General features: G+C 63.1%; 12 protein-coding genes. 11 read left to right on the forward strand and 1 reads right to left on the reverse strand.

Annotated elements, in window-relative coordinates; all coding sequences use genetic code 11:
• Window positions 1-9: 9 nt before the first annotated feature.
• The 10 genes from hisG (at window position 10) to ACVOLI_RS12995 (ending at window position 9,906) form a co-directional block, all read left to right on the forward strand.
• Window positions 10-921 carry an ATP phosphoribosyltransferase gene (hisG, locus tag ACVOLI_RS12950; RefSeq protein ID WP_481614724.1) on the forward strand — a complete coding sequence of 304 codons (912 nt, stop codon included), beginning with the start codon at window positions 10-12 and terminating at the stop codon, window positions 919-921.
• Window positions 918-2,213 (forward strand): histidinol dehydrogenase, encoded by a 1,296-nt coding sequence (hisD, locus tag ACVOLI_RS12955; RefSeq protein WP_481614725.1) that lies wholly within the window; start codon window positions 918-920, stop codon window positions 2,211-2,213. Before hisG ends, hisD begins: the two co-directional genes overlap by 4 nt.
• Window positions 2,210-3,289 (forward strand): histidinol-phosphate transaminase, encoded by a 1,080-nt coding sequence (hisC, locus tag ACVOLI_RS12960; RefSeq protein ID WP_481614726.1) that lies wholly within the window; start codon window positions 2,210-2,212, stop codon window positions 3,287-3,289. The genes hisD and hisC overlap by 4 nt, the downstream gene beginning before the upstream one ends.
• Entirely contained in the window at window positions 3,286-4,359 is a 1,074-nt protein-coding gene (hisB, locus tag ACVOLI_RS12965) for a bifunctional histidinol-phosphatase/imidazoleglycerol-phosphate dehydratase HisB (protein WP_481614727.1), read from the forward strand. Before hisC ends, hisB begins: the two co-directional genes overlap by 4 nt.
• Window positions 4,356-4,955 (forward strand): imidazole glycerol phosphate synthase subunit HisH, encoded by a 600-nt coding sequence (hisH, locus tag ACVOLI_RS12970; protein WP_481614728.1) that lies wholly within the window; start codon window positions 4,356-4,358, stop codon window positions 4,953-4,955. Before hisB ends, hisH begins: the two co-directional genes overlap by 4 nt.
• Window positions 4,952-5,686, forward strand: a complete 735-nt coding sequence (gene hisA / locus ACVOLI_RS12975) for a 1-(5-phosphoribosyl)-5-[(5-phosphoribosylamino)methylideneamino]imidazole-4-carboxamide isomerase (protein ID WP_481614729.1) — start codon at window positions 4,952-4,954, stop codon at window positions 5,684-5,686. The genes hisH and hisA overlap by 4 nt, the downstream gene beginning before the upstream one ends.
• The gene (hisF, locus tag ACVOLI_RS12980) at window positions 5,680-6,456 is read left to right on the forward strand and encodes an imidazole glycerol phosphate synthase subunit HisF (protein ID WP_282272328.1); all 777 of its coding nucleotides are present in this window, start codon (window positions 5,680-5,682) and stop codon (window positions 6,454-6,456) included. The genes hisA and hisF overlap by 7 nt, the downstream gene beginning before the upstream one ends.
• Entirely contained in the window at window positions 6,446-7,084 is a 639-nt protein-coding gene (hisIE, locus tag ACVOLI_RS12985; protein ID WP_481614730.1) for a bifunctional phosphoribosyl-AMP cyclohydrolase/phosphoribosyl-ATP diphosphatase HisIE, read from the forward strand. Before hisF ends, hisIE begins: the two co-directional genes overlap by 11 nt.
• A 228-nt stretch (window positions 7,085-7,312) precedes the next feature.
• Window positions 7,313-8,836, forward strand: coding sequence for a calcineurin-like phosphoesterase C-terminal domain-containing protein (locus ACVOLI_RS12990; protein WP_481614731.1), 1,524 nt, complete (start codon window positions 7,313-7,315; stop codon window positions 8,834-8,836).
• A 410-nt stretch (window positions 8,837-9,246) separates the two neighbouring features.
• The gene (locus ACVOLI_RS12995) at window positions 9,247-9,906 is read left to right on the forward strand and encodes a single stranded DNA-binding domain-containing protein (protein ID WP_481614732.1); all 660 of its coding nucleotides are present in this window, start codon (window positions 9,247-9,249) and stop codon (window positions 9,904-9,906) included.
• Window positions 9,907-10,039: 133 nt separating this feature from the next.
• Here ACVOLI_RS12995 and ACVOLI_RS13000 read toward each other — a convergent pair whose 3' ends face one another.
• The gene (locus tag ACVOLI_RS13000; RefSeq protein ID WP_481614733.1) at window positions 10,040-11,722 is read right to left on the reverse strand and encodes a long-chain fatty acid--CoA ligase; all 1,683 of its coding nucleotides are present in this window, start codon (window positions 11,720-11,722) and stop codon (window positions 10,040-10,042) included.
• A gap of 213 nt (window positions 11,723-11,935) precedes the next feature.
• Here ACVOLI_RS13000 and ACVOLI_RS13005 point away from each other — a divergent pair, with 213 nt between their 5' ends.
• The gene (locus ACVOLI_RS13005) at window positions 11,936-12,277 is read left to right on the forward strand and encodes a hypothetical protein (RefSeq protein ID WP_296248089.1); all 342 of its coding nucleotides are present in this window, start codon (window positions 11,936-11,938) and stop codon (window positions 12,275-12,277) included.
• Window positions 12,278-12,439 lie beyond the last annotated feature (162 nt).

Consider the following 12,439-nt stretch of genomic DNA (forward strand, 5'->3'; position numbering starts at 1 on the left):
GATAACCCCATGAGTGCTTCAACCTCCGCCCCGGCACGCGACCGGCTGCGTATCGCCATCCAGAAAAGCGGCCGTTTGGCCGATCCCGCGCGCAGCCTGCTGGCGGCTTGTGGGCTGAGCTGGCGGCAGAGCCGCGACAAGTTGTTCTGCTTCGGCGAATCGCTGCCGGTGGACCTGCTGCTGGTGCGTGATGACGATATTCCGGGTTTGATCGCCGACGGCGTCTGCGACCTCGGCGTGGTCGGCTTGAACGAGCTGGATGAACAGGCCAAGGCCCGTCGCCAGATCGGCCTGGCGGACGCTTACCAACCGTTGCGTGGCCTCGGTTTCGGCTCCTGCCGTTTGATGATCGCGGTGCCGGAAGACTGGGATTGGCAGGGCGTGCAGATGCTGCAGGGCAAGCGCATCGCCACCAGCTATCCGGCCATCCTTGCCGCCTGGCTGAAAGACAAGGGTGTCGATGCGCAGGTCGTTGAGTTGTCCGGTTCGGTGGAAATCGCACCAAAGCTCGGCACCGCTGAACTGATCTGCGATCTGGTTTCCAGTGGCGCCACCTTGGCCGCCAACCAGCTCAAGCCGGTGGAGGTGCTGCTGGAAAGTGAGGCGGTACTGGCTGGCCCGGTGCACGAACTGGATGACGCCCGTGCGGGCCTGATGGCGATGCTGCTGCGCCGTCTCGACGGTTTGAGCAAGGTGCAGGACCAGAAGCTGCTCATGTTCAGCGCGAGCGAAGACCGCGTTGAGGAACTGGCTCGACTGTTGCCCGACGCCGAGCCGCTGCTGCGGCTGCCAGGGCAGGGCGAAGCCGTGCGCCTGCAGACGATGTGCAGTGGCGCACTCAGCTGGCAGCGGTTGGAAGAGCTGGAGCGCGCTGGCGCGCAAGGCCTGATGGTCTTGGCCGTGGAGAAGTCGCTGGTATGAACATCCTCGATTGGAACGCGCTCGACGCCAATGCACAGGCGCGCGCTCTGACCCGTCCGGTACAGACTGTTGCCGCGCAGACCCGCGATTCCGTCGCTGGCTTGATCGAGCAGGTGCGCACGGGTGGCGACGCTGCGTTGCGCGAGATAACTCAGCGCTTCGACGGCATCGCACCCGAGCGTTTTGAAGTTGGCGAAGCAGAATTCGCCGCTGCCGAACTGGCGGTCTCGGCAGAGCTGCGCATCGCCATGCAGCAGGCCGCAGATCGTATCGATACCTTTCACCGCGCCGGCATGGCCCAGCCCTACAGCGTGGAAACCGCACCGGGCGTGGTCTGCGAAAAGGTCATTCGCCCGATTACGCGCGTTGGTTTGTACGTCCCGGCAGGCAGCGCCCCGTTACCCTCCACTGCATTGATGCTTGGTGTTCCCGCCAAGTTGGCAGGTTGCCGCGAAGTGGTGCTGTGCACGCCGCCGCGCAAGGACGGCACGGCCGACCCCGCAGTACTGGTTGCCGCGCGCCTGACTGGCGTGCACCGAGTGTTCAAGATTGGCGGTGCGCAGGCAATTGCCGCCATGGCACACGGCACTGAATCGGTGCCGTCCTGCGACAAGTTGTTCGGTCCAGGCAACAGCTTCGTCACCGAAGCCAAGCAGCAGGTGGCCCAGGCAGGCGCTGCTGCCATCGATATGCCTGCCGGTCCGTCGGAAGTACTGGTGATCGCCGATGCCGGTGCCAATTCTGCATTTGTCGCCGCCGACCTGCTGTCGCAAGCAGAGCACGGCCCGGATTCGCAGGTACTGCTGCTCAGCGACGATGCAGCGATGATTGCCGCCGTGCAAGAGCAGGTCGAAGCACAGGTCGCACAGCTCAGCCGCGAGGCGATTGCGCGTCAAGCGCTGGGTGCATCGCTGCTGATCAAGGTTGATTCGATTGCGCAGGCATTCCAGATTTCCAACCGCTATGCGCCCGAGCACCTGATTCTCGCCCTGCGCCAGCCGCGTCAGTGGCTGGACAAGGTGGAAGCGGCCGGCTCGGTGTTCCTCGGCGATTACACGCCCGAGGCGCTGGGTGACTATTGTTCTGGCACCAATCACGTGTTGCCGACCGCCGGCGCGGCCCGCGCTTACAGCGGCGTCAGCGTCGCCAGCTACCAGAACCAGATCAGCGTGCAGGAAGCCAGTCGCGAAGGAATTGCCGGTATCGGCCCGTGCGCGCTGACCTTGGCGCGTGCCGAAGGTCTGGGCGCCCACGCCAACGCGGTAGCCCTGCGGCTGGGAGTGGCGCCGTGAGCGTGCTTGATCTGATACGCGAAGACCTGCGTGATTTCGGCGGCTATTCCTCGGCGCGAAGCGCCAAGTTGCAGGGTGATGTCTGGCTCAACGCAAATGAATCGGCCTGGGCGAATCCTGGCGACGCAGATGCCGGTTGCCGTCGTTACCCGGATCCCCAGCCGCAGGCCTTGCGCGAGCGTCTGGCCAGCTTGTATGGCTGCCAGTCCGAGCAGCTGCTGATCGGTCGCGGCAGCGATGAAGCCATCGACCTGCTGGTACGCGCCCTGTGCGAAACCGGTCGTGATGCTGTGTTGTACACACCGCCGGTGTTCGGCATGTACGCAGTCAGTGCACGCCTGCAGAATGCCCCCGCGCTGGAAGTGCCGCTGCTGGATACCGATCAAGGTCTCGTCGCTGATATCGACGCCATTATTGCCAAGGCGAAGCAAGGCAATGCCAAGCTGGTATTCCTCTGCTCGCCGTCCAATCCTGGCGGCCTGAGCATTCCGCTGCAGCAGGTACAGGCCGTGGCCGAAGCACTGAGCGGTCAGGCGCTGGTGGTAGTCGACGAGGCTTACGGCGAGTTTGCCGATGAGCCGTCCGCGACCACGTTGATGGACCGCTTCGACAACATCGCCGTATTGCGTACCTTGTCCAAGGCACACGCACTGGCTGCGGCGCGCATTGGCAGCGTCATTGCCGATGCGGCGCTGATCGCCGTGCTGCGGCGCTGCCAGGCCCCGTATCCGATTCCAGCGCCATGCTCGACGCTGGCGCTTGCTGGGCTCGATGATGCCGCACTTGAGCAGACACGCGCCCGTATCGCGACGGTGCGCAGCGAGCGCAGCCGGCTATGCATCGCCTTGTCGGCACAGCGTGGCGTTCGTCATGTCTATGCCTCGGATGCCAACTTCCTGCTGGTGCGCTTCAATGACGCCGACGCCGCATTCCAGGCCCTGCTGCAGGCGGGCGTGGTGGTGCGTGACCAGCGCGCCGCTCCGCAGCTGCAGGACGCCCTGCGCATCACTCTGGGCACTCCCGAACAGAACGACCGCGTCCTTGACGCACTTGCCACGCTGGAGCTCACCGCATGACCCCCATCCTGTTTGTCGATCGCGATGGCACCTTGATCGAGGAGCCGGCCGACTTCCAGATCGACGCTTACGAGAAGATCCGCTTCGTCAAGAATGTGATCCCGGCAATGCTGAAGCTGCGTGATGCTGGCTATCAGTTCGTCATCGTTTCCAACCAGGACGGACTCGGTTCCGAAGGCTATCCGCAGGCCAGCTTCGACGGCCCGAATGACTTGATGTTGCAGATATTTGCCAGCCAGGGCATTACGTTCCGCGATGTGCTGATCGATCCGAGTTGGCCGCAGGACAACAACCCGAATCGCAAGCCCGGCATCGGCATGATGGTGTCCTACCTGCAGGATCGCAGCATCGATTGGGCGCGTTCGGGCATGGTCGGTGACCGGCCGACCGACATCCAGTTTGCCGACAACATGAAGATCCGTGGCTTCCAGCTGCGCACCGTGCAGTTCGGTGGTGAGTGGGATTGGGATGCGATCGCACACGAGCTGGCCGACGCACCACGCCGCGCTACCGTGCAGCGCGACACAAAAGAAACCCAGATACGCGTATTCGTCGACCTGGACAAGGTGGCCAGCTCGAAGATCAACACTGGCCTGCCTTTCTTTGATCACATGCTCGATCAGATCGGCCGTCATGGCGGCTTCGCGTTGGAAGTGGAAGCCAAAGGCGATCTGCACATCGACGAACACCACACCATCGAGGACACCGGTCTCGCGCTGGGCCAGGCCTTGCGCGAAGCGCTCGGCGACAAGCGTGGTATCGGTCGCTACGGCTTCACCTTGCCAATGGACGAAACCCTGGCCAGCGCTGCGTTGGATTTCAGTGGCCGCCCGTATTTCGTGTTCGATGGCGAGTTCAAGCGTGAGCGCGTTGGCGACATGCCGACCGAACTGGTGCCGCACTTCTTCCGTTCGCTATGCGATGCCAGCGGCTTGAACCTTAATCTCAAGGTGGAGGGTGATAACGATCACCACAAGGTTGAAGCCTGCTTCAAGGCCTTGGCACGCGCCTTGCGCCAGGCCATCCGCAAGGAAGGGACCGAGCTGCCTTCCACCAAGGGCGCGTTGTGAGCAGGGTTGGCCTGGTTGATGCCGGCGGTGCCAATCTTGGCTCGGTGCGCTATGCACTGGAGCGCCTGCAGGTTGACGTGCAGATGGTGCGCACACCAGCGGATCTGGCCGGGCTTGAACGGGTGATCTTGCCGGGTGTTGGTGCTGCGGCCGAAGGCATGAAGCGCCTGCATGCGCAAGGTTTGGTACAGCCGCTGCGCGAACTGCAGGTGCCGTTGATGGGTATCTGCCTGGGCATGCAGTTGTTGTTCGAGCGTTCGGAGGAGGGCGATGTTGAGTGCCTTGGCCTGTTGCCAGGCATCGTCCGCCGCCTGCATCCCGGTGTCGGCGTGCGTGTGCCGCATATGGGTTGGAACAAACTGTTGGCCTTGCGCGAGTCGCCCTTGCTTGACGGCGTGCCGCTCGGCTCCAGCGCCTACTTCGTGCACAGCTACGCCGCTCCGGTCACTTCCGACACCGTCGCTGCCTGTCATCACGGTGGCCTGTTCACCGCCGTGGTCCAGCGTGAGCGTCTATGCGGCGCGCAGTTCCATCCCGAGCGTTCGGCCGGGCCGGGCGCACGCATCCTGCAGAACTTTCTTGAGATCGCCGCATGAGTTTCACTGTTTACCCCGCACTGGATATCCGTGACGGCCGCGTCGTGCGTCTGCTGCAGGGCGACTACGCCAAGCAGACCACCTATGGCGAGGATGCCTTGCCGCGTGCGCACGCATTCGCTGCGACCGGCGCGAGTTGGATGCACCTGGTCGATCTGGATGCGGCCAAGGCCGGTGGCTATACCCTGGCGCCCTTGCTGCAACAGATTGCAGCCACCACCAAGCTGAAGGTGCAGACCGGCGGCGGTGTGCGCGGTCGCGACGATGTGGCGCGCATCCTTGATGCAGGCGCCAGTCGCGTGGTGATCGGCTCACTGGCCGTGCGTCAGCCCGAACAGGTGCTGGCCTGGCTGGCCGAGTTCGGAGCTGAGCAGCTGACCATCGCACTGGATACGCGTCAGGGCGAAGACGGCGTTTGGCGCCTGCCAGTGCACGGTTGGACCGAAACCGCGGACGTGACCCTGGACGAACTGGCCCAGCGCTACGCGCGGGCTGGTATGAAGCACCTGCTGTGCACCGATATTTCCCGTGACGGAATGCTGTCCGGCCCGAATATCGAGCTTTACGCGCATCTTGCGAAACTGCTGCCCGGCGTGGCTGTGCAGGCGTCGGGCGGCGTGCGCGATGCCAACGACATCCGTGCGGCCAAGGCTGCTGGGTGCGGTGGCGCGGTGTTGGGGAAGGCGCTGTTGGAAGGTCACCTGCAACTGGATGAGGCCTTGTCATGTTGAGCCGGCGCATCATTCCCTGCCTGGACGTGCGCGAAGGTCGCGTGGTCAAGGGCGTCAAGTTCCGCGACCATATCGACATGGGCGATATCACCGAACTGGCGCTGCGCTACCGCGATCAGGGCGCCGATGAGCTGGTGTTCTACGACATCTCCGCCAGTCCGGAAGGCCGCTCCGTAGACCGCGCCTGGATCGAGCGGGTGGCGCGCTTGATCGACATCCCGTTCTGCGTGGCCGGCGGCATCCGCGATGTGGAAACCGCGCGCGCCGTGCTCAATTCCGGTGCCGACAAGATTTCCATCAATACCCCGGCGCTGGAGCGCCCGCAGTTGATCGCGGAGTTGGCTGAAGCCTTTGGTGAGCAGTGCGTGGTGGTCGGCATCGACTCCATCCGCGAAGCCGACGGCCAATGGAGGGTGCGCTCTTACACTGGCGATCCGAGCAAGACCCGCGCCGAGGCAAGACTGACCCTGGACTGGGTGCGTGAAGTCCAGTCCCTCGGCGCAGGTGAAATCGTGCTGAACTGCATGGACAGCGACGGTGTGCGCAAGGGGTACGATATTGCACAGTTGCGCCAGGCCCGGGCGCTGTGCACGGTTCCGTTGATCGCCTCTGGCGGCGCGGGCACGCCGCAGCATTTCGCTGATGTATTCGAACAGGCTGACGTTGACGGGGCTTTGGCCGCCAGTGTGTTCCACTCCGGCGCCATCGCAATTCCGGAACTGAAGCAGTTCCTGCGCGAACAACAAATCGAGGTTAGGGATGTCTACTGAATTCAAACCGGTTGATCCGGCCGCATTGGACTGGGAGAAGGTCAACGGCATGATCCCGGTCATCATCCAGGACGAGGCCACGCTGCGTGTGCTGATGCTTGGCTATATGGACCGCGACGCGCTGGAGACCACCCGCAGCAGCGGCAAGGTCACCTTCTTCAGCCGCAGCAAGAAGCGGCTATGGACCAAGGGCGAGACCTCAGGCAACCATCTCGACCTGGTCGACATCCGCAGTGATTGCGACAACGACACCTTGCTGATCACCGTGCGCCCGCATGGCCCGACCTGCCACACGGGCGAGACCAGCTGCTTCGGTGCTGCGCCGGGCAACTTCCTCGGCGCCTTGAATGCCTTGATCAAGCAGCGCGAACACGATCGCCCGCTCAACAGCTACACCACCAAGCTGTTCGAGAAAGGCGCGCGTCATATCGCACAGAAAGTAGGCGAGGAGGGCGTGGAAACCGCACTCGCCGGCGTCGTACAGCGTGACGACGAACTGCTGGGCGAATCGGCCGACCTGCTGTTCCACCTGATCGTGCTGCTGCGCGCCCGCGGCCTGTCGCTGGATGATGCGATCGGCGTGCTGGAGAGCCGTCACGCCAAGGCCGCAGAAAAAGCGGCCAGCTAAGCAACCGTAGTGCCGAGCCATGCTCGGCAGGGGCTTTACCGGCAAACCTAAATCCCACCGGTAATGCCTAGCCGAGCATGGCTCGGCTCTACAGGGAAAGCCAAATGTCACCGGCAAGGCCCAGCCGAGCATGGCTCGGCTCTACAGGTATCGTTCGCCACCTGCCGCAATGCCTTTGCAGCATCCCGGGGCGATAATGGGCGCCTGCCCATTGTCGTCGAGGACTCCATGCGCCCATCCCTGCTGACCGCCCTGCTGCTGGCTTGTGTGCCATTTGCAGCCAGCGCCTCCTGCGTCGACGGCACGGTATTCCTCGACAGCAACGGTAATGGCGGGCAGGACGCGGGTGAGAAGCCGCTGGCGGGCATCCGGGTATCCGATGGCGAGCACATCGTCAGCACCGGCCAGGATGGTCGCTATCAGCTGCCGCCCTCCAGCCAGTCCAACATCTTCATCATCAAACCGGCCGGTTATAGCGCCGCCAAGCGGGCGGATGGGCTGCCTGATATCTGGCGGCCACAGGCAGGCGAGGGCGAAGGCCAATGCCGCCCGTTTGCACTGAAGCCGGAAAAGAACGCTCCCATGAGTTTCCAGGCGCTGTTGCTGGCTGACAGCCAGACCAGCACAGAGTTGGATGTCGGCTACTTCGAGCGTGACATCATTGAACCGCTGCGCGGCAAGCATCAGGCGCGCCTGGGCATGACCCTTGGTGATATCACCAATGACGACCCCAGCCTCTACCCCGCCTTGACCAAGGCGGTCACCTCGCTGGGTGTGCCGTGGCTGCACGTGCCAGGTAACCATGACATGGATCTTGGCGCGAGCAGCGATGCTGATTCGCTGGCCAGCTTCCATCGCCAGCTCGGCCCGGATACCTATGCCTGGGAAGAGGCGTCGATGGTGTTCATTGGCATGGACGACATCATCGCCCAACCCGGGCAGAAGCCGGCGTATGTCGGTGGTCTGCGTGAGGATCAGTTCGCCTTCCTCGAGGCCTATCTGCCCACCATTCCCAAGGACAAGCTGGTGGTGCTGGGCTTCCACATCCCGCTGTTCGACCACGTTTACCGTGCGGAAGATCGCGCCCGTTTGTTCAAGCTGCTGGAACAGGTGCCGCATCCGCTGATCGTCAGCGGTCATACCCACAACCAGAGTCAGGTGTTCTGGGGAGCCGCGCAGGGGTGGAACGGTGCCAAGCCGCTGCACGAATACAATGTTGGCGCGGCCTGTGGGGCGTTCTGGTCCGGAATTAAGGATGCGCAAGGCATTCCCGACACCACCATGGCCGACGGTACGCCCAATGGCTACGGCCTGCTCAATGTGCGGCCGCAAGGCCAGTACAGCGTCGAGTACCGGGTTGCCCGCGCGCCTGCCGACCAGCAGATCGCTTTGCATGCACCGAAAGTGCTGCGGCAGGGCGCGTACCCGGCCTGGGGCATCTACGCCAATGTGTTCATGGGCTACGAAGGTCTGCCGGTGGAGTTCCGTGTCGACGGCGGCGAATGGCAGCCGATGAAGCAGGTCAAGCAGGCAGATCCCCGTCTGTTGGTGGAGAACATCGCCGACGATCTTGCCAAAGCGCTGCGTGGCTACGACCGCTCGCCGGAGGCCGTGCCATCCAGTCATTTGTGGCGTGCCGCATTGCCAACCAAGCTCAGCGAAGGTGAGCATGCGGTGGAAGTGCGCACCACATTGAACGGCGTCGAATACCGCAGCCAGACCAGCTACCGGCTGCAAACCGCACAGCCCTGACAGCAAGGGCCGTTGTGGGAGCGGCGTCAGCCGCGAAGCAGGCAATGCTTCGTGGCCAGGACTTTCCGTGATCTGAAAATCTGCGAGTTTCGCGGTTTACACCGCTCCCACAAGCGGTAGCAGTTCGCTGGATAGCGGGCCGGCTGGTGTTTGTAGGAGCGGCGTTAGCCGCGAAGCCGGGGAAGCGTCTGGATCAGGTGTTTTGTAATCTGAGAATCTACGATCTTCGCGATTCACACCGCTCCCACAAGCGGCAGCAGTTCGCCGGATAGCGGGCCGGCTGGTGTTTGTAGGAGCGGCGTCAGCCGCGAAGCCGGGGACGCGTCTGGTCCGGGAATTTCTGGGATCTGGCAATCTACGAGTTTCGCGGCTGACGCCGCTCCTACAACAAAGCAGGGTGCAGGGACGTCATGCGTTGGAAGACAGCAGTGGTCAAACCCACGATTCTCGGTATGGCGTTGGCTACGACCAGTTGCGGCTTTCCGCTGCCTGGCAGCCAATTCCATGTAGAGCCAATGGATCCCGCGCGCAAGCTGATCGGGCAGGTGCAAGGGCAGGGGGCGAGCAGCCCGCTGCTTGGCAGTGAGGTACTGATCGAAGGCATCGTGGTGCGCAACCTGATGGGTGACAGCGACGACATCGGCCAGGAGCTCAGGGAAACCCTGGGCGAAGGCGATCGTGGCACACCCACCATCGGTTGGTTTCTGCAGGACGAGGGCGATGGCAACCCGGTCACTTCCGACGGGGTGTTCGTGCTGGATCAGGGCTATGACACCTCGATCAACATGCCGGCCGAGGCTGAGTTCACCATGCGCATGGGCTCTCGACTTCGCACCGGTGACCGCGTGACCGTGCGCGGCACCGTGGTGGAGTTGCCGCAGCAACAGACGGCCGATCAGCCGCGCACTACCGGTCATCTCGTTTCCCGCGGTGAAGCTGGCGGCACGGTCACTGCGATCGCGGCCATGTCGCTGACGCTTGTTGGATCCGATGAGCGCGCCACCGCAATCGTGCCGGTGCCCGTGGCCGGCAAAGCGGATGACGAATCAAACGAGGGTATGCGGCTTTAAAGCGCGGTGGTCGGTCTGGCGCGGTCAGCCATCATGCTGTACGAGGCGATCACGCACTGCTTCCAATCAGATCACAGGCACAAAAAAAGCCTCCCCGTTTCCGAGGAGGCTTTCAGCGATCAGGCTTGAAACATCAAGCTTCCGGCTTGGCGTCACGCAGCTCGCGGCGCAGGATCTTGCCGACGTTGGTCTTGGGCAGTTCCTTGCGGAACTCGACGATGCGCGGGTGCTTGTAACCGGTCAGGTTGGCGCGGGCGAATTCCTTCACCTGCTCCTCGGTGAGGTTGGGGTCCTTCTTGACGATGACCACCTTCACCACTTCGCCCGACTTCTCGTTGGGTGCACCAACGGCCGCCACTTCCAGGATGCCCGGCATCATTGCCAGCACGTCTTCGATTTCGTTCGGGTAGACGTTGAAGCCGGACACCAGGATCATGTCCTTCTTGCGGTCGACGATATAGAAGAAGCCGTTCTCGTCCATGCGCGCCATGTCGCCGGTATGCAGCCAACCGTCGGAATCCATGACCTTGTCGGTCTCGTCCTGGCGATGCCAGTAGCCCTTCATCACCTGCGGGCCGCGGATACACAGTTCGCCCACTTCGCCCAATGCCACCATCTGGCCGTCGTCGTTCTTGACGCAGGCTTCAGTGGACGGGATCGGCAGGCCGATGGCACCGTTGTATTCCTTCAGGTCCAGCGGGTTGATACAGGCTGCCGGTGAGGTTTCAGTCAGGCCGTAGGCTTCCACCAGGGTGACGCCGGTGACCTTCTTCCACTTGTCAGCCACGGCGCGCTGCACGGCCATGCCGCCGCCGAGCGCAACCTTGAGGTTGGAGAAGTCGACTTCGTCGAAGCCTTCGGTATTGAGCAGGCCGTTGAACAAGGTGTTGACGCCGGTGATGGCGGTGAAACGGTTGTTCTTCAGCTCCTTGACGAAGCCCTTCATGTCACGCGGGTTGGTGATCAGGTAGTTCAGGCCGCCGAGCTTCATGAAGACCAGGCCGTTCGCTGTCAACGCGAAGATGTGGTACAGCGGCAGCGCGGTGATGATCACTTCCTCACCCGGCTTGACGCCCGAGGCGCTGATCCAGGCCGAGGCCTGCTGCATGTTGGCGATCAGGTTGCGGTGGGTCAGCATCGCGCCCTTGGCCACGCCGGTGGTGCCACCGGTGTACTGCAGGAAGGCGATGTCCTCGTGGTCCACCTCGACCACCGGCATGCTGTGGCGCTTGCCCAGCTTCAGCGCATCCTTGAAGCGGATGGCCTTGGGCAGGTCGTAATCCGGCACCATCTTCTTCACGTACTTCAGCACGAAGTTGACGATGGCGCCCTTGGGGAAGCCGAGCATGTCGCCCAGACCGGTGGTGATGACCTGCTTGACCGGCGTATCGGCGATGACCTGCTGCACGGTCTCGCCGAAGTTGTCGACCACCAGCAGCACGGAGACGCCGGCATCGACCAGCTGGTGCTTGAGTTCGCGTGCGGTATACAGCGGGTTGACGTTCACCACGGTCAGGCCGGCGCGCAGGATGCCGAAGATGGCGATCGGGTACTGCAGGCAGTTGGGCATCATGATCGCAACGCGATCGCCCTTCTTCAGCTGCAGCTCGCCCAGCAGGTAGGCGGCGAACTGGGTGACCAGGACGTCCGCTTCGCCATAGGTCAGGACCTTGCCGAAGTTGGAGTAGGCCGGGCGATCACGGAACTTGGCGACCGAGGCATTGAAGACATCGGCGACGGAGTGGAATTCGTTGACGTCGATTTCAGCCGGCACACCAGCCGGGTAGCTCTGCAGCCAAGGACGTTCTTGCGTCATCTTCCCCTCCAGGAAATGGAATGATCTAGTGGTCAGGCCCGATCATCGGGCACCGGCGTTATTGTTGCCAGCATACCGTTCCGAATTGAAAAGGCGAAGGGATAGATGATGCGATCAGTCTTCAACTGCATGCTTTGTGCGGTGATCATGCTTTTGCTGGCCGCTTGCGGCCGCGAACCACCGGAACAGCGTCTGCGCGAAAGTTTTGCTGCAATGCAAAAAAGTGTAGAGGAAGGCAAGCCCGGTGGCTTCATGGAGGGGGTGTCCGAAGACTTCGTGGGCAACGAGGGGCTGGACCGCGCCGGGATGGAGCGTCTGTTGCGTGGGCAGTTGTTGCTCAACGCCAAGGTGGGTGTGCAGACCGGGCCGTTACGGGTGGAGATGGGCGAGGGTGGTACTGCGACGGTGCGCTTCACTGTGCTGCTGACCGGCGGCAACCAGGGGCTGCTGCCCGAGCGTGGGCAGATGCAGGAAGTGGTCACTGGGTGGCGCGAGCAGGATGGGGAGTGGCAGGTGTATAGCGCGGATTGGGCGCCGGTGGGTGGGGAAGGCTGAGCTGCTGGCTTGGTAGCCGGTTGAAGGCTTTGGAGCTTTGGAGCGCAACAGCACCCCTCCCCAACCCTCCCCCTGGGGGGGGGCCCAAGGGGGGGGGGCACACGGGGGGGGGGGGGGCCCCCCCCGAGGGGGGGCCCCCCCGGGGGGGGGGGGGGGGGGGGG

This window comes from Stenotrophomonas sp. STEN029 (assembly GCF_056760015.1).